The sequence below is a fragment of the Reichenbachiella sp. genome, from assembly GCF_033344935.1.
Classification (GTDB): Bacteria; Bacteroidota; Bacteroidia; order Cytophagales; family Cyclobacteriaceae; genus Reichenbachiella.
In genome coordinates, this window is sequence record NZ_JAWPMM010000001.1 from 4,659,046 (window position 1) to 4,678,383 (window position 19,338).

Consider the following 19,338-nt stretch of genomic DNA (forward strand, 5'->3'; position numbering starts at 1 on the left):
CTGTTTTTCTAATGTAGTAGTTAGTGTTTTTTTCTCATATTTTAGTTTTTATTCGGTGTTGTATTGTTGATTTTACGCAAATTGGAAATCACAAATGTGATCATGATAAAACTGGATATGATCTCTAATAGCACGAGCAGTTTAGCTTCCCATACTAAGGGCACAATGTCGCCATATCCAATTGTTGCAAAGGTGACGATACTAAAGTATAAGAAGTCAAAGGCGAGTGTGAGGGGGTCTGTGATGGCTTGCGCCAGTAAAAATGAGTTAGGCATGCAACTCATAAGACAATAGTAATCCACTGCAAACGATGCAACCATTATGCCTAAAATAAGGGCATAGACTCCCAATACTTCATAAAAAGATTGACAGCAAACAAGGCATGTCTTTAACCTTTTGACTGAAAAGGCCAGAAGGTAATAGACTTTAAGCCCAGAAAACAATACTACGATCTTTGACAGAATCCAAGCATACTCATGGTGAGGTATTGCCCATAGGAGTAGGTTGTACGCTACCAGGAGACTAAGTATCAAGCTAATTTCCCTTGTTGCCAGCGCCCTCAGCACAGATGGTATTGTAAGGTTTTTGGACGGTATGGAGCTACTGTCTTTTTGCACTAATTTTCGCTCTCCTCTTTATACTTTTCGAAAGTATCTTTGGACTCAAAGTAATGTACTGCTCCTGTGGACTTGGATTTTAGTACAATGAAGGCATCTGCCTTGTCTACCTTTTCTCCAGTGAAAGGATCTGTACCGAATCTGACGGACTCTAACGTATTCAATTTGTCAACACACATTTCGCAGCATCCATAGTACATTTTATCGGCTACTGGAACCTCGATCTGATCGACTCCCATGTATGCATCATTGACCATACAGACTTTGTTGTTGGGTAGCTGCTCTTCTGTTGATACCCAAGTAGCAGGTGAGGTGTTGTCGTAGATCTGGTAAGCCACTAACCCTAGCACCACTAGTCCAAAGAATGACAGTGTAAATATGGATTCTCGATCTACCCTTAACTTCCTACTTTTTGATGTTCTTTTTCGGTTCATTTCTTCTCATTTTGGCCCTGTGCTAAGAGTACCGCACAACTTCACTGACCTTTCTGCTGAAGCGGTATCCCTTAGCCAGGATGTGTTCTACATCTTCATGCGAAGGATTATGACCTTCGAATCAGACTCTTAATTGAGCATCTCTTTCGTACTTCCGCATGTCAGCATGCTACCGCCGAAATAAGGGTTTCGGATCTCTTTACTATTGCTAAGCCAAAAGGCTCCCTGGTTATCTAATGCCATAGGGCAATGTTGATAGTAAATAGTGCTTTCAGTCGTACCAAAAGCTTTAACACTTTTGTAAAGTGCCTGATTAAAAGAGGCGTAGGCTGTTTTCTGCGTTTTGGTCTCAGCAGTATTGGAGATAGTTTCCAATGCACTGTTCATTTCCTTCAAATTCATCATCCAGTCCATGTGCGCCTCGGAGCTTTTGAGCAGATTCATATCTACTTTTTTCAGAATTTCCTTTACCTGTGCACTGGTGTTGGATATATCATTTCCCTCACCGGTTATAAAGTTTTCTGTCAATACTAGTGAGGTTTTGTAAACCTCACCGAGTTGATTCCGAAATTCTGAAGGAGTATCATAAGTCATGACCTGACCACTCTCTGGGGTCATTCCAGCATGCATAGAATGATCCATTTTTGAGCCTTCTTTTTGGCTATGGTCATGTTGTGCATATGCCCCCAATGCTACAAAGAGGGCAGCTATCATCATTATCTGTTTTTTCATTTTAATTTTTGTTAAGTGTTTCTTTTAATTCATTAATTACCATCTCCAGTATCCACAATTACAGGTAACCCATCTTTACCCATTGGGATAAAGAAGAATTTTGTGTTTGGGCTAGTGGTTAGTTTGTCTTGTACTTCCAAAGCCTTATACTGCAAATACTTTTGTGTGAGTCCGGCATCTATAATTTGTTGGGCATCTCGTTGGCCTTTGGCAAGTATGCGCTGTATTTCAGCCTGCTTCTCAGCTATCTTTATTTCATAATCCTTTTGCTGTATGTCTTGCTCTACAGCTAATTTTCGATCTACGGCTGAAGTGACAACCTCGGGATATTTTATATGATCGACGGTCACATTATCAATCTCAAGGTGTTTTCCCTCGATTTTAACTATCAATTGTTTGTAGATTTCAGCTTCAATCTCAGGGCTTTTTGGCGAAACAACCTTGTATTCATAGTCCGCAAAAATGTTCCTGGTTAGGCTTACAAACTCAGGCCTAACTACGTTCTTGTAGTAATCCTGACCAATCTCCAATTCAAGTTGTGCAAGCTCCGCTTCAATAGGTCTTAAGGTTACGGAAACCGTGATAGGGATATGGAGTTCATCTTTGGTGAGCACCGCTACATCCTCTGTGTAAGTCTGCCATTGAACACTGTAACGTACCACCCCATTCCAGGGCATATGCCAGACCACTCCGTTCTTAAAGACTTCTTGCGTTTGAAGACCTTTTCCGTATGGCTTCCACTTCATTGCATGTGTGCCGGGTCTCACTACTGAGCAGCCTACTGCGAACATTGCAATAACTGCTACACTTAAAATGCTAATTTTCGTTTTCATTGTCTCTGATGTTTTAATTTGACATGCTCATCAGTACGGGTTGTAGGTATCCTATTTTGATGGAATTTTGACTTAGGTTTATGATGTTCCATTTTTCTGAGTTTCAAAATTCTCCAAACACCATACTCTCAATTCTCTGCTTTCATTTTCTGCGAGCATATCCAATGATTTGGTAAATTCCTTCTTGAAGAGTTCATGGCTGAAGCTTACTTTCCTAAGGATGATCTTGCTGTATTCTAACCAAGAGGTTTTAGTTTTTATTTTCATTGTTGATTTTTTGATTATTACTTATCAATCACAACGGGTACAGATTCCTGTATTTTCATGGTATTTGGGTTTTGATTTAATGTATCTGGCTATAATCGTAGAACCTAACATTCTTTTATCAAGAGCCCATAGTGTCAGCTATGGCTAACCCGACAACTATTAGAATCAAAATCAACCAAATACCCCATTTCAGGATCTTTTTCCCCTTAGATGGTGGTGACTCTTCACCAACTCTACAACATGCCTTCATGTGCTTATTATTTCTGGTTTTAAGCGTAATAAAATCCCTGGTATGGATCCAGTGACCAGGGACTCACCGCTTACTTAATCACTTCTTTGTTTTCGCCACATGTCAGCATTGCATCACCGAAGTAAGGGTTTTTAATCTCTTCAACCGAGCTTAGCCAGTAGGCACCCTCATTGTCTCTGGCCATGGGACAAAATTGATAGTAGATTGTTTCTCCCACCGTACCGAACATCTTTATTGCACTATAAAGAGCATCGTTGAAATCAGCATAAGCTAGTCGCTGCTTTTTAATGTCCTTAGATGATTCTATTTTATCTAATGATTCAGTAAGTGTCTTTAACCCACTCATCCAATGGTTGTGCATTTCACCCTTGACCAGGCTCATGTTTACCTTTTTTAAAGCATCTTGTACTTTTGAAACTTCAGCATTAGCCTTGGAAGCATCAGTGGCCAGAAAAGCTTGCTGCAATATCAACTGAGCTTTATAAACTTCTGTTAGCTGCTTCTTGAAGTTCTCATCCACAGACATGTCCATTTTCATGGTGTTCTCCGTACTGCTTGTTTCATGGCCTTCATGTTCAGGAGCCGATGGCTTCTTTTCTTCACTGGTGCCTCCATGGTTATGCCCCGTGGATACTTTGCCACCTTCAGGGTTCATCATGCTCTTTTCACCTTTCAACTGCGCAGCAGCATCAATTTTAAATACTCCATTTGATGCAACCATTTCGCCTTGTTGCAAGCCAGATTTTACTATGTAGTAGTCACCGGCTTCCGCACCAAGTTCGATTTCCCTGAATTGGAACATATTGTTGTGGTCGCTGGTCATTACATACACTACGGCTTTTTTACCTGTCCACAATACAGCTGATTTAGGCACAACCAATTGATCTCCTGATCCAGGCAGCATTGTTTTCAATAATCCCGCTGCTAACATTTGGGGCTTGAGTAATTCACCTGGATTTTTCAGTTCTGCTCTTACCCCCGCTACTCGGGACATCCTGTCTAGCACCGGATCAATGAAGGTCACAGTGCTTTCAAATTCTCGATCTGGTATGGATTTAATTCTAAATTTGATCTTGTCATGCAGTTTGATCCAGGGGATGTCGCTTTCATAAGCATCAAACATTACCCATACATGTCGCAGGTCTACCACTTCAAACAATGCAGACCCCTCTTTTACATAGTCACCAAGTGTTACATGGCGCATGGTGACTGTACCTGTGATGGGTGACAATACGTCAAAGTAGAAATCAACATCTCCTGATTCCTCAATCGCGGCAATCTGCTCTTCTGTTAAGTCCCAAAGCTTTAATTTGTTGCGTGTGGCTTTATAATAGTTGGGATTTGTTTCCTTCAACTTCATTGCTTCGAACAATTCCCTCTGTGCCGTGACTAGCTCTGGTGAGTAAATCTTAGCTAAGACTTGTCCTTTTCTCACTTTTTCGCCTGTAAAGTTTACAAAGAGCTTTTCGATCCTTCCAGGATACCGAGAAGTCAATTCTGAAATCTTCCGCTCATCTGCCATAACCTTCCCTGGTAAATACACTTCTTTATATGGAGCTTTCTTTTCGATGGTACTCATCTCAACCTCTGCGATTTTCATAGCAGCATTAGAAAGTTTGACCGTGAATTGTGCATCTCCATCTTCATCTCCTTCATCTTCCAGGGGGATAAGTTCCATTCCGCAAATAGGGCAGCTCCCAGGCTTGTCTGCTTTTATTTGAGGGTGCATTGAGCATGTCCAAACTGTTCCATCCTCATGTTCCTCTATTGAATGTTCTTCGGGGAGCATCTCAGCAGATTTTGAACCTGAACCACCGAAAAGGAGCCATCCCAATAGAACACCTACAATCAATACTCCTATATTGATTAGCAATTTCTTATTTTTTAAGGCTTCTAATATTTTCATCTTAAAGTTGTTTTCCTGTTAAATAATTGATGTATGCCACGAAAGTGTTCTGATCGGCACGTGCTTTTTCAAGCTCCAGTTCGTATCTAAGTAATTGTCGCTCCATGCGCAATACTTCTTCGAAATCGCTCCCTGCTGTCGTGTATTGTGCGATAAGGATATCAAGCGATTGATTTGCATATCGCATCAGTCTCTGATACAAGCCCACTCTTCTGACCGCATCCGAATAGTCTCTCCATCCCTTTTCCAGGGAAGTCTCAAGCTCATTCGTCTTGTCCTCTTTTTTATAGGTAACTGATGTCCTTAGAAGTTCTTTCTCCTTTACCATCGACTGATACTTTTTCCTGTAAAGGGGGATTCGAACTCCTACTTGGGGAAATATCAAAGCGTCTTTCCCATTATCCGGAATATCCACACCAGACCTTGGTGAGATATTGGTGTAGGAAACTCCAAGGTTGAAAGAGGGTAACCCCATTTTTTGGGCGACATCTATTTCAGCATCCAGAGCTTGTAACTCGAAATCCAGGCCTCTAAGAAGTGGGTTCTGAGCAACGATTGAGTCCAGCAGGATATTTTTCCCTTCCGAAAAGGCAATAGTTGCCAACGAATCAGGAATGGCAATATCCAGTGGATTTTCGGTATTCAGCAGTTCATTGAACTTTGCCTGAATTGGGGATCTTGTGTCTTGGAGATACAACAATTGGTTGTTCAGTTCTTCAAGATCCATTTCTACTCGCAACAGATCAACAGCGCTTCCGGTGGCAGATTCCAATCTGACACTGGCTAGCTCACGGAATGACTCTAAGAGAACAATATTCTCTTCGACAATATCAATTGCCGCTTCCAGCACATATAAATCGAAATACTCGGAACGAACATCAAAAAAGAGCCTGTTTTTGGTCTCCTCAAATGCTTCGAAGCGAGCTTTTGCCAATTGTGCAACTGCTCTTTCCTGTGACTTCAACTGGCCAAACCATGGAAAGGCCTGACTTAATGATATACCAGCATTTTGAGCACCAACCCGTGTTTCTACCGGACTAGTGAAAATATTGAACATCACAGTGGGGTCTGGCAAAGCCCTTGCCTGCGGCATCCGCTCCAATGTGGCCAGGTATTGATTGAAAACTGCTTTAAGCTCAGGGTTATTCTCTGCTGCTATTTTCAGGTACTCAATTGTAGGGTCTTGCGCTTCTTGTGCATTGACTTTGGTGACAATCAGAAGAAGTATCAAAAGCCAGCTATAGGTGTTTTTTATAGTAAATTTCATCTTATGCTGATTTAAGTTGTTTTTTGACTAATCGTTCCTGCCACATGCAATAGAGGACGGGCACTACGAATACCGTAATCACTTGTACAAGCATCCCTCCGAAAGTAGGGATGGCCATAGGAACCATGATATCGGAACCTTTACCCACTGAAGTAAAAATGGGTAACAAGGCAATGATGGTCGTTGCAGTAGTCATGATTGCCGGCCTGATCCTAAGCTTGCCTGCATGTAGTACTGCCGCTCTTACACCTTTTATATCTTTCGGCTTTTCTTCAGCAAAAATTTGCTTTAGATAGGTGGCCATAATTACCCCATTATCGGAAGCAACTCCGAACAAAGCGATAAAGCCAACCCAAACTGCCACACTGAGGTTGACAGTGTGTACCTGGAAGAGGTCTCGCATATTGTTACCTGCCAGGGAAAAGTTCATAAACCAATCCTGACCAAATGCCCATATAAGAATGAATCCTCCAGCGAAGGCCACAAAAACACCCGAAAAGACCATGGATGTTGCCGGTACATTACCGAATTGGAAATACAAAATGAGAAAAATAGCAAGCAAACAGACCGGCACTACTATGGCTAATCTTTTGGTGGCCCTGATCTGGTTTTCGTAATTACCAGTGAATTTGTAGGATACACCTGCTGGAAGCATAAATTCTCCTGCATCCATTTTGGCTTGTATGAAGCGCTGAGCCTCTTCTACAACATCCACTTCCGCATAACCTTCTCTTTTATCGAAGATCACATAACCATCCAGAAAAGTGTCTTCACTTTTGATTACTTGTGGTCCTCTTCTATAGGTGATTTCGGCAAGTTCTCCTAATGGAATTTGTGCTCCGGAGGGAGTTGGGATAAGTACGTTTTTCACATCTTCCGGATTGTCCCTGAACTCCCTGGCGTACCTCACCCTGACAGGAAATCGTTCTCGACCTTCAACTGTAGTGGTCAACTTGATTCCACCGATGGCCACTTCTATGAAGTTTTGAATATTCTTCATGGTAAGCCCGTATCTCGCAATAGCATCTCTGTCAACATCGAACTCCAGGTAGGGTTTCCCTACTATTCTATCTGCAAAAACAGATGAAGATTCGATACTTGGCACCTGTTGCAAGATTTTCTCAAGATCCAGACCTACACGCTCGATAGTCTCCAAATCTGGCCCAAACACTTTGATGCCAATTGGGGCTCGCATACCGGTCGAAAGCATAATCAAACGTGTTTGGATGGGTTGCAATTTTGGCGCTGAAGTCATGCCTGGGACTTTGGTAGATTTAAGTATCTCCTGCCAAATGTCGTCTGGTGACTTGACATGATCTCGCCATTGTCGATAGTATTCGCCTTTTCGTCTATCCACAACCAGTTCCTCGTTTTGCACAATTCTGAAACCATCTTTTTGTGGATGATAAAATGAACCGTCTTTTAAAACATAGTTTCCATCCGAATCTGTTTTGAAACGTAACCTGTGCCCATTTTCATCTACCATATACTCCGGTTTGTAGTTAATGGTATTTTCGAACATAGAAATAGGGGCTGGATCCAATGCTGAGTTTACCCGACCCCATTTACCAACTACAGATTCCACTTCCGGTATTTGCGCTACATAGGCATCTACCTTTTTTATCACGTCAATGTTCTCTTCTATTCCCGAATGCGACATGGTGGTTGGCATCAACAGATAAGACCCTTCATCCAAAGCAGGCATAAATTCTTTGCCTGTTCCTGGAAAAGTTTCATTAATACCTTGCCATAAACTGGTTTGTCTGATTTGCCAACCCATCTTTTCGGCACCATTTCCTACAAATCCGAAAAAGCTTTCAAAACCACTCCATGATAACATGCCCCATAGAAAAATGACGATTGGAGCCATTAGGAATTTCCATTTATTCTCAAGACACCATTTTAGAATAGGGGTATAGAACTTTACTACCGCAAGTAGCAGACCAAGGACAAGAACTATCACGCCAATGACAAAAATGAAATTAGCAAAAAGGCTGTTTTGAGATCCCAAAGGCAGCCATTCGCGTGTCAGGAAAATGGCAACCGTTGTGATGATGATCCCTATGTTCAGGTATTCATGAATCCATTTCCTGTTTTCAGGAAGGTATTTTTCCGCTAGGTTGTTGATCCCCAAAGCCAAAAGAACAATTCCTAGCCAGCTACCTGACCAGAAGAGCACTAATATACCAAGAGCAACAAGTGCAACATTCCATATTCTTTTGGTTCGATCTTTACCTATCTTTATAGAGAATAATGAATGGGCTAGTGCCGGAATTACCACAAGGCCTATAAAAAGAGCGGCCAGCATAGCAAATGTTTTAGTGAATGCCAATGGTTTGAATAGCTTGCCTTCGGCGGCCTGCATAGCAAAAACCGGTAGGAAACTCACTACTGTAGTGGTAAGGGCAGTGATCACAGCTGTAGCTACTTCGGTAGTGGCCTTGTAGATTACCTCCAGCTTTTGCTTTCCTGAAATGCCTTTATTTTCCGGCAGATCCAAGTGCCGGATTATGTTTTCTGTAAATACTACACCGACATCCACCATCACTCCAATGGCGATGGCTATCCCCGACAAGGCGACAATATTTGCATCTACACCTGCGTATCGCATGACAATGAAGGTCATCAACACTCCAAGCGGCAACAGGCTTGAAATAAGAATAGAGGCTCTTAGATTAAACACCACGATAATCACTACAATGATGCTGATAAGTATCTCTTCAGAAAGGGCTTTTTCCAGTGTGCCTAGTGTCTCCTTGATCAGTCCTGTTCTGTCATAGAACGGAACTATGGTGACCTTGGAAACCGTTCCGTCAGGAAGTACTTTTGACGGCAGTCCTGGTGAAACTTCCTCGATTTTCTTTTTCACATTTTCAATGACGGCTAATGGATTTGCTCCAAAGCGGGAAACCACCACAGCACCTGTAGCTTCAGCCCCACCTTTGTCCAAGCCCCCCCGTCGCGTTGCTGGCCCGAAATGCACTTGGGCTACATCTTTGATCCGAATAGCTGTATTGTTGTGCTGAGTGATGACGGCCTTTTCCAAGTCTTCCAGGTTCCGTATATAGCCCAAACCCCTCACAAGGTATTCGGCATTGTTGACCTCCATCGTCCTTGCACCCACATCCAGGTTACTTTCCTTGACGGCCTTCATGATTTGGGCAATGTTGACATTGTATTCTTTCATTGCCACCGGGTCAATATCTACCTGGTACTCTTTCACAAATCCTCCAATTGCCGCTACTTCAGACACACCGCTTGCAGAAGTCAGAGCATAACCTACGTAGAAATCCTGTAGGGTCCTTAATTCCTGTGGATCCCAACCTCCGGCCGGTTCACCTGTTTCAGGATTGCGACCTTCCAGTGTGTACCAGTAAATCTGGCCGAGGGCCGTAGCGTCAGGTCCTAATGCCGGCTGCACTTCTGAGGGGATTATACCAGCAGGTAGGGAATTCAGCTTTTCAAGAATCCTCGTTCTGCCCCAGTAGAACTCTATATCCTCCTCAAAAATGATATAAATGGTGGATAGGCCGAAAATGGAATTACTTCTTATGGTCTTAACTCCTGGTACCCCCAATAGGGCTGTAGTTAAAGGATAAGAAATTTGATCCTCAATGTCCTGCGGAGATCTACCCATCCAGGTGGTAAATACAATTTGCTGGTTTTCTCCTATATCAGGAATGGCATCAACAGGCACTGGATCTCTTGGAAACCAGTCCATTTTCCAGTTGAAAGGGGCTGTGGACACTCCCCATCCTATAAAGACTAGTACAATTAATGCTGTAACCAGCTTGTTCTCTAAAAAGAACCTGATTAGTTTATTAAGCATAATTAATATGATTTAATAGTTAGACGAAACAAAAAAGTGAAGCCCATCTAATGGTCTAGGACAGACCAAAAGGGCATCTAAAATGTTGTGTAGCTATTTTAAAGAAGAAAAGACTGATACCTGGTGAGTCTGTCAGGAACAGTCAACGGGTGTAGGAGATAGGTATTATCTATAAAAGTGGAACGTATAACTACCCGAACAAGTGAGGGGTATGTAATGGTATAAAGTAATACTTGTTCAGGAGGATCTACACTTTGAAATGAGATTTGGGTGTTGTCATCATGCTGAACTACCTCATGCTCCAATTCACAACAGGGCGTTGGCATATCCATCCCTTCACAACATGAATGTAGTTCTTCGAAAAAAGCGGTTTCTACCAGCTCGCCCCCACAAAAATGTTTAGCCATTACCACTCCTCCTGATGAGGATAGGATAAGAAAACTGAAGAATATGGCTAAAAATCTTTTCACGTAAAATATTTACTTCTGGTATCTCAAACGTAAAGCTACCTTTTTGGATGCATTGAAAAGTTACGAAATTTTTGTTAATGTTTATGATATTGTGTCATACTTGATAGACAAGAGTCTTAAACGTAATAGGCCATTTTTCCTATTAATTTAAAATCTCTTTCGAGCAGGAATACTGATTGTCAAAATAATTAAGGAGTAAAGGACAAAAGCCTTTAGTGGTCTATTGAGTAATTTGGTCATTGTTCCCATTTATATCCTGTTCCGTAAATGGTTTTGATGTATTCCCCATAACCTTTCTCTTTCAGTTTTCTCTTTAGGTTTTTGACATGGGCGTACACAAAATCATGGTTGTCAAACATATCAGCGAAATCACCTGAAAGGTGCTCGGCTAACGCTCCTTTTGAAAGGACTCTATTCTTGTTACCAATGAAAAAGAGAAGTAGGTCGTATTCTTTCTTTGTTAGATTAAGAAACTGATCATGAACCATCACTGTCTTTGCATTGATGTCAATGGTCAATTCTTTTTGAACAATTATAGTGTTGCTATCAAATTGCCTTCGCCTAATCAATGATTCTATTCTTGCTGCTAATTCTGCTTGATGAAATGGTTTGGCGAGATAATCATCTGCTCCAAGTTTCAGCCCTCTTACTTTATCTTCAATTGCATTTTTAGCTGAGATAATGATTACACCATCTTGCTTGTTCTGCCTTTTGAGCTCCTCAAGAATAGTAAGTCCGTCTCCTCCCGGGAGCATAAGGTCAAGCAGGATACAATCATATTCATACGCATACACCTTCATTGCTGACTGGAAATCAGACGCACACTCGCACCGATATTGCTCATTGGCAAGGTAGTTTACCATATCTTGAGCAAGCTCTTTCTCGTCTTCTATGATTAGGATTTTCATTAATGCAAACTACGAATTCAATTTGGAAGAAATTTGGAATTTAAATACTCTTTTAACACTCCTCCAACTCGCAGTTCTCATCCTTTCCTTCAAACTCAATAGTGACATGATTGATGGATTCATCTATGAGATGATTTCTCACTTTCTCTTTTAGCTTGGCTTGCTCTGAAAGTTTGTAGTCATTATCTAGTCTAAGATGAAGAGTAAGAATGTTGTACTGACCGTCCATTGACCAAATGTGGCAATCGTGAATATCCATGACTGCTGGTATGTTCTTTAGCTTTTCTCTGATGTCCCCAATAGATACTTCACGTGGTATGCCTTGTAAAATCACAAGCATACTCTTTCGAAGATTTTTAAAGACATTATGTAATACAAAAAGCGAGATGAGTACTGAAAGAAGTGGGTCTATGAATGGAGCATCCGTGTACATCATGATGATGCTACCAATCAATACAGCTACCCAGCCTAATACATCTTCTAATAAATGAAGTGAGACTACTTTTTCATTTAGAGATTCTCCTTTCCTTAGCTTGAAAACTGCCGCCCCATTGACCACTATTCCTAAAATGGCTAGGTACAACATACCTTGAGCGTCAGTTTCTCCGGGATTGAATAGTTCTGGAATAGCCTTGGTCAAAATGAAAATGGAACCAACTAGCAATACGACGGAATTGATGATAGCCCCCAGTAATGAGAACCTTTTGTATCCATACGAAAAAGCCTTAGTGCGTCCTTTCTTTGATAGCCTTTGGAAGTACCAGGAAAGTCCTAAACTCAGGCTATCACCTAAGTCGTGCAAGGCATCTGAAAGGATGGCCAAGCTGTTGGTATAAAGGCCACCGATGATCTCTATAATGGTAAAGCTGAGATTGAGGAAGAAGGCCACTTTTACATTGCCCCCTGAGTGATGATGTGAATGGTCGTGCTTGTGTCCCATAGTTTTTCATTTTAATCTAAATACCCGATCGGCAAAGCGTCGGTTAAACGGGTTCGATATGAATATGTACATCAATAATTTGAGGAAAACCTTCAATTAGCCTATCCTTAACTTTATGAGCGATCATATGCCCATTCTCTACCGTAAGCTCGCCATTTACCCAAATGTGTAGATCAACATGGTAGGCAGTGCCCATTTTTCTGACATGACATTTCTCCACTTTTTTAACATTCATAATTTGCTCTGCGAGCAAGATAATCTGCTCATGAAGTTCAGGTTCCAATGACTCATCTAATAATTCACCAACAGCATGTCGGCCGATCCCGTAGGCATTGTAAATAATAAAGGCAGCTGCGATGAGTGCTGCGTAATCATCCGCAACTTCATATCCCTCCCCACCCCAAAGTGCAATAGATATTCCCATGAATGCGGCTACCGAAGTAATGGCATCACTTCTATGGTGAAAAGCATCTGCTTTTACTGCTTCACTTTGTATTTCTTTTCCTGCTTTCAACACAAAACGATATAGTAGTTCTTTTGTAATCACCACCACCACTAAAATAATTAGGGTAAATGGTGCGGGAGTTTTATGAGGACTTTGAATGTGGAAAATGCTGTCTTTTATAATGATAAAGGCTGCACCCACAAGTGCCAGTGAAATTCCAAGTGCCACCAAAGCTTCCGCCTTACCGTGTCCATACGGATGGTTTTCATCCGCTGGCTTGGTTGACCATCTCAAGCCTAACCAAAGCATCCCGGACGTTACTACATCAGTGCCCGATTCTATTGCGTCAGCTATAAGTGCATAAGAGTTACCAAAAATTCCTCCAAGCGCTTTTACTATTGCTAATACTGCGCTTATAATAATTCCAATTAGGGTTGTTTTCAATCCTTTTTCAGAAATAGCGTTGGGATTTCTTTTACGCTTCATTTTATGGAGATTAATTGTTCTGATTCAGTTTTTAATATGGGTTTAATACCCATATCGGCATTTTCAATGTTCTTAGTTTTTTACCCTGCCAATTCAGTCATGCGCCTTTTCAGTATTTCTAAAAACAAACGGGTACGCACCCGTATGTTTCCAAAGAATAACTAAGCTTAAACAAACACCGACAGGATGTATAACAGTGTCGCTATTGGAAGGAATATTTGATAGAAGTTCATGTTCTTGTAGCCTAATTAATGTCCGTGACCACCACCCTCTTCTTCAGTATTTTTGGCCTTTGCCAACAGCGTGAAAGCACCTTTTGTAACCAGCTTTACCTCGTTGTATCCCAACGAACTATTTATTAGTTCAACTTGCGCAAAGCCATCTTCAGTATTACCAACAACAACTTCCAACATGTCAAAAGAATGAATTTTTTCATCTCCTTTTTTGGACGTTTCAGTATATGCAAAAATGAAGTGCTTGCCACCAAAACGAACAACGGCTTGTTCAGGCACAGCCCACACTTCTTGCATGTCCGTCTCAATTTTGGCCGAAACGTACATTCCTGGAAGTAAATTTTCATATTTCTCTTTCAGATGTCCGTGTACGGTTACAGAACGATCTTCGCGAACACCTCTTCCAATTAAAAAGACTTCTGCCTCACGCCATTGATCTGGTGTGTTTGCCAGAGAAAAACGAATGCGTTGACCATCTTTAACCTTAGGAATATCATTTTCATAGACTGTTAGTTCTACATGAAGATCGTCAGCATTAGTTATATCCATGATCACATCCTTGGGATTGATGAATTTACCAATATTGGTATACACCTCTCTTACATATCCGGATACAGGAGCATAAATATTCACTGAGGTAGAAACCTTTCCATTACGGATACTTGTTGTGTTTAACCCGATGAGTTTCAGTCTAGCTACCATCGATTTGATTCGAGCTTCATTAGCTAAATAGGAACTCTTGGCCTGTTGAAATGATTTTCCTGAAGCTACCTTTTCGTTGTACAACTTTTGTTGACGGTCAAATTCTGCCTTCAAATACTCTTGATTAGCTAAGCCTTCCAGATAGTCTTGTTGATACTGAATAAATTCAGGGTTTTCTATTACAGCTAACAACTGTCCCTTTCTTACCTTTGTACCAGGCAACATATCAATAAACTTTATGAAGCCACCATAGGGCATATTAATTGAAATATTGCTCTGAGGGGGAACGTCTATCATTCCATTCACCTGTAATTCAGATCCAATATTTCTTTTTTTAATCGACCCTAACTCTAACTTTGCCTGATCATATTGTGCCTGAGTAAGTTCTACTTCATTTTCTTCCTCATGATGTTGAGCTTCTTGCTCTACTTTTGATTGAGACTCACAGGCAATTACTACCAATGCCAATAAAGTATGGATAAATATGCTTTTGATATACTTAAATGAATTTTTCATTGTTTTCTTTTTTTTATTAATGAACTCCTGAAATGAATTCAATTTGTATAATGGTCTGGTTGTATTGATCTAGTAAATCCAGATATTTGAATCGTACATCAAGGGATCTGCTGAGTCCTTGCGTATACTCTACATAACCAATTGCTCCACTTTCAAACCCTTTTTGGGCTTGCGTAAGAATCAATTCTGCCTGTGGAAGTGCATTGGTCTGATAGAATTCTAAACTATTTTGGAATTTATTAAACTGCTGAACAAGTGATGTCATTTCACCTTTTAATTCATTAGATGCAGCTTCATACCTAGCCTCACTTTCTTGCATTTTCAATTCACTCTTTTTAATACTAGAAATGTGTGACTTTGCACCAAAAATGGGAATAGCAATACCTACCTGAACCCCTGTAAATCGATCGCTAGAAGTATAGTTTATAGGGTTGCCATTGATATCTTGATTTGGACCATTCAACGATTGATTGAAATAACCAATTGAAAAATCTGGCATAAAACGGGATTGTTCTAAGGACTTTTCTCTTTTGGCTACTTCTATTTGTTGCTGAAACCAAGCCAAAGTAGGATTCGCAGATAAATCGGAATTTTCTAACAAAATCTTGAGTTCTCTGGTCTTTAACTCTTGAGCCGCTATGTCCACGAGCTCCTCGGTATTCAACAAGATCCCCAAATGAGTTTGAAAAATTTCAATATCAGATCTATTTTGTTCGAGCAGCATTTTTATCTCGGCCACTTGGGATTCAGCTGTGGCCTTTTCTAAAAGATTACTTTCGCCTGTTTCATAGCGTAGTGTAGCTGCCCTTACGAAACTCTCATAGATACTATCTTGATCAAGGAGTAGATCTCTCTTACTTTTTTCCAACAGTAGCGTGTACCAAACCGATTTTACTTGTCGTACCATTTCATTCTGCGTTGCAGTACGCATCCATTCACTAGCCTCAATTTTTGCTTTGGCTAACTTGTTTTGATTGCTGTAAACCGTTGGGAAAGCAAAATTTTGACTGATATTGAATTGGTTGTCATCATCAAAGACGCTGTTATATTGCCCATGTGTCAAACTAAAATTCGTATTAGGCAAATTCCAACTCGACCCTTTTTGCGTAATCTCCTGTTCTGTTTGAAGCGATGCCGCTTTCAGTCTGGGATTATTGGCAATAGCTGTTTGAATGGCTTCATCCAAAGATGTATAAGTCGTGGTAACCTCTTGTGCGCTTACCTGCACAGCTTGGCAAAGCAGGAGGCCCATGACCAATAAAGGTGTAAATACTTTTGATTTCAACTTGACTCCTCTTTCTAAATAATAGTACAGAATTGGCAAGACAATCAAAGTCAGAAAAGTAGCACTAATCAACCCACCGATTACCACAGTCGCTAAAGGTCTTTGTACTTCGGCACCTCCAGATTGTGAGAGTGCCATGGGTAGAAATCCCAACGAAGCTACAGCAGCTGTCATGATTACAGGCCGTAAACGTACGCTGACGCCCTTGTAAATCCGATCAATAATGTCCGTTACACCATCCTTTTTCAGATGATTAAATTCACCTATTAAGACTATACCGTTCAAAACAGCTACACCAAAAAGTGCGATAAAGCCAACTCCTGCAGAAATACTAAAAGGCATTCCTCTCGCTGATAATGCCATGACACCACCAATAGCGGAAAGTGGGATAGCAGTGAAAATCAAAAGGCTTTGTTTTATTGAAGAGAATGTAAAATAGAGCAATACAAAAATCAGAAGCAATGCCAATGGAACAGCATAACTCAACCGCTCACGGGCTTCTACTAGGTTTTCGAATTGTCCACCATAAGTAGTGGAATAACCAGGAGCAAAAACGACTGATTTGTCAATTTTCTCCTTCAATTCTGTCACTACGCTTTCAACGTCTCTATTCCGAACATTGAATGCCACTATAATACGTCTTCTCGTATCGTCACGCTGAATTTGATAAGCCCCATCCTTAATCTCTACATTAGCGACTTGGTATAATGGTATTTGATGACCATCCCTACGTGTGATATAAAGGTTTCGCACAGCAGATACATCATTTCGATTCACCTTTGATAATCTGACCACCAAGTCAAACCTCCGTTCATTTTCAAAAACCAAACCAGCCGAAGCACCAGCAAAAGAGGCTTGAACGGTTCGGTTCACTTCACGGATACTGAGATTATATTTGGCCAGTTGATCGCGTTTGTAACTGATTACGATCTGAGGAATTCCGGTGACTTCCTCTACGTATAAATCGACAGCTCCCTCTACATTAGAGGCGATTTGCCCGACCTGCCTTGCATACTCAGAGAGTTCATCGAGGTTCTCTCCATATATTTTCACGGCCACGTCCTGACGTACACCAGTCATCAATTCATTGAATCGCATTTGTATAGGTTGCTGAAAACCAAAAGTGACACCTGGAATCACCTCCAACGCCTTGGCCATTTTGTTCGCTAATTCTTCGCGATTTGAAGCTGACACCCATTCTGATTTGTTTTTTAGAATAATCATCAGGTCAGCGGCTTCTATGGGCATGGGATCTGTGGGGATTTCACCTGCACCTATTTTGGAAACCACCTGCTCGACTTCTGGAAATTGATCCAAAAGGATCTTTTCCGCCTGCGTGGTAGCGCTGATTGTGTTTTCTAATGAGCTCCCAGTAATCACCCTCGTTTCAACGGCAAAATCTCCTTCTTCCAGTGTGGGAACAAACTCACCTCCCATGTTGGCAAAAACCCATAGAGAACATCCAAATAGCCCTAATGCAATGGTCAAAACGAATGGTCTTTTATGCATAACCCACCGAATGGTAGGGTCATACAATCGGTGAAAGAAAGCCATGATCTTGTCAGAAATATTGGGTTTGTTGACTGTGTTTTTACTCAACACCAAAGCCGACATCATGGGGACATAAGTCAAAGAAAGAATGAAAGCTCCCAGAATGGCAAAACTCACAGTTTGAGCCATAGGACTGAACATTTTACCTTCAACTCCTACTAGAGCCAGGATCGGTAAATAAACTATTAGAATGATAATTTCACCAAATGCTGCAGAATTTCGAATCTTGCTAGCCGATTGATAGACTTCGTCATCCATTTCAGTCTGAGTCAGCCGTCTTCCTAATTTTACTAATCCTAAATGATGAAGCGTGGCTTCAACAATGATGACTGCCCCATCCACGATTAGGCCAAAGTCTATGGCTCCGAGGCTCATAAGGTTTCCGGATACCCCAAATAGGTTCATCATCCCAAAAGCAAAAAGAAGAGCCAAAGGAATCATGGAAGCTACAATTAAACCTGCTCTCAGGTTGCCTAATAGGAGTAACAAAATAAAGATGACAATCAATGCTCCTTCGGCCAGATTCTTGGTCACCGTACCGATGGCTGTATCTACCAGTTTAGTTCTGTCCAAGAATGGCTCTATAGTTACACCTTCAGGTAGCGTTTTACGAATTTTGGAAATTCTCCCTTTTACATTATCAATGACTTCAGCTGAATTTTCTCCTTTCAACATCATAACAATGGCACTGACAACTTCACCTTCTCCGTTGCGAGTAGTCGCGCCATATCGAACGGCACTGCCAAGCTGCACTTGAGCCACATCTTTAACTAATACTGGAATACCATCCGTATTAGTTCTAACTAACATATTTCGGATATCATCCATGCTGCTAACTAAACCTTCACTTCGGATGAAGTAGGCATTCTGGTTTTTTTCGATGTATGCTCCTCCGATGTTTTCATTGTTTGCTTCCAATGCCTGAAATATCTCAGCGATGGAAATGTTCATGGACTTGAGCCGATCGGGGTCTATAGCTATTTCATACTGTTTTAGATAGCCACCGAAACTGCTCACATCCGCCACGCCAGGAGTGCCTAACAACTGTCTGCGTACTACCCAATCCTGAATGGTTCGCAGTTCACGCGCATCGTATTGGTCTTCGTAGCCAGGTTTTGTACCTACTACATATTGATAAATCTCACCCAAGCCTGTTGTGATAGGTGCCATGCCCGGTTGACCCACTCCTGGGGGTATTTGCGACTGAACTTCTACCAAACGCTCGCTTACCTGCTGTCTCGCCCAATAGACATCAATATCCTCTTTGAATACTATCGTAACAACGGACAAACCAAACCGTGAGAAAGAGCGAATCTCTTCAAGTTGAGGAATGGTAGCCATACCAATCTCTATAGGGAAGGTAATTAAACGTTCAACTTCTTCGGCCGCCAAAGAAGGTGAACTTGTGATGACCTGTACCTGATTATTTGTTATATCTGGTACTGCATCAATAGGAAGTTTCGTAAGAGAAAAGCTTCCCCAAATGACCAAGACGAACGTAAGCAAGCCTATGATCAGTTTGTTTTTAACTGAAAATAATATGATTTTATCCAGCATAATGATTCTTTTGAATTCCTGATAATTAATAAATGTGGACATTGATTGTCCATAGAAACTTATCGAACAGAATGGGGTATAGCCCAATTTTCTCCATTAATCTGGAGGGA

Annotated in this window: 14 protein-coding genes; all 14 read right to left on the reverse strand. The window is 41.2% G+C overall.

Going from position 1 to position 19,338, the window contains the following annotated elements; translation table 11 throughout:
- Positions 1–41: 41 nt before the first annotated feature.
- Positions 42–320 carry a potassium channel family protein gene (locus R8N23_RS19930; protein WP_318173366.1) on the reverse strand — a complete coding sequence of 93 codons (279 nt, stop codon included), beginning with the start codon at positions 318–320 and terminating at the stop codon, positions 42–44.
- 296 nt (positions 321–616) lie between these two features.
- Positions 617–1,051: a hypothetical protein gene (locus tag R8N23_RS19935; protein ID WP_318173367.1), complete on the reverse strand. Its 435-nt coding sequence runs from the start codon at positions 1,049–1,051 to the stop codon at positions 617–619.
- A 129-nt stretch (positions 1,052–1,180) separates the two neighbouring features.
- Positions 1,181–1,783, reverse strand: coding sequence for a DUF3347 domain-containing protein (locus tag R8N23_RS19940; protein ID WP_318173368.1), 603 nt, complete (start codon positions 1,781–1,783; stop codon positions 1,181–1,183).
- Positions 1,784–1,815: 32 nt separating this feature from the next.
- Positions 1,816–2,616 (reverse strand): prohibitin family protein, encoded by an 801-nt coding sequence (locus tag R8N23_RS19945; RefSeq protein ID WP_318173369.1) that lies wholly within the window; start codon positions 2,614–2,616, stop codon positions 1,816–1,818.
- A 78-nt stretch (positions 2,617–2,694) separates the two neighbouring features.
- Complete coding sequence (locus R8N23_RS19950) at positions 2,695–2,883, reverse strand: hypothetical protein (RefSeq protein ID WP_318173370.1); 189 nt, start codon at positions 2,881–2,883, stop codon at positions 2,695–2,697.
- Between the two features lie 320 nt (positions 2,884–3,203).
- Complete coding sequence (locus R8N23_RS19955) at positions 3,204–5,039, reverse strand: efflux RND transporter periplasmic adaptor subunit (RefSeq protein WP_318173371.1); 1,836 nt, start codon at positions 5,037–5,039, stop codon at positions 3,204–3,206.
- A 1-nt stretch (position 5,040) separates the two neighbouring features.
- Positions 5,041–6,306, reverse strand: a complete 1,266-nt coding sequence (locus R8N23_RS19960) for a TolC family protein (RefSeq protein ID WP_318173372.1) — start codon at positions 6,304–6,306, stop codon at positions 5,041–5,043.
- Position 6,307: 1 nt separating this feature from the next.
- A complete protein-coding gene (locus R8N23_RS19965) occupies positions 6,308–10,135 on the reverse strand; it encodes an efflux RND transporter permease subunit (protein WP_318173373.1) in 3,828 nt (1,275 codons plus the stop codon).
- A gap of 98 nt (positions 10,136–10,233) precedes the next feature.
- Positions 10,234–10,605 carry an HYC_CC_PP family protein gene (locus R8N23_RS19970; protein WP_318173374.1) on the reverse strand — a complete coding sequence of 124 codons (372 nt, stop codon included), beginning with the start codon at positions 10,603–10,605 and terminating at the stop codon, positions 10,234–10,236.
- Positions 10,606–10,841: 236 nt separating this feature from the next.
- Positions 10,842–11,513 carry a response regulator transcription factor gene (locus R8N23_RS19975; protein WP_318173375.1) on the reverse strand — a complete coding sequence of 224 codons (672 nt, stop codon included), beginning with the start codon at positions 11,511–11,513 and terminating at the stop codon, positions 10,842–10,844.
- 52 nt (positions 11,514–11,565) lie between these two features.
- A complete protein-coding gene (locus R8N23_RS19980; protein WP_318173376.1) occupies positions 11,566–12,453 on the reverse strand; it encodes a cation diffusion facilitator family transporter in 888 nt (295 codons plus the stop codon).
- A gap of 43 nt (positions 12,454–12,496) precedes the next feature.
- Complete coding sequence (locus R8N23_RS19985; RefSeq protein ID WP_318173377.1) at positions 12,497–13,384, reverse strand: cation diffusion facilitator family transporter; 888 nt, start codon at positions 13,382–13,384, stop codon at positions 12,497–12,499.
- A gap of 248 nt (positions 13,385–13,632) precedes the next feature.
- The gene (locus R8N23_RS19990) at positions 13,633–14,835 is read right to left on the reverse strand and encodes an efflux RND transporter periplasmic adaptor subunit (protein ID WP_318173378.1); all 1,203 of its coding nucleotides are present in this window, start codon (positions 14,833–14,835) and stop codon (positions 13,633–13,635) included.
- A 16-nt stretch (positions 14,836–14,851) separates the two neighbouring features.
- Positions 14,852–19,228, reverse strand: coding sequence for a CusA/CzcA family heavy metal efflux RND transporter (locus R8N23_RS19995; protein ID WP_318173587.1), 4,377 nt, complete (start codon positions 19,226–19,228; stop codon positions 14,852–14,854).
- Between the last annotated feature and the right edge of the window lie 110 nt (positions 19,229–19,338).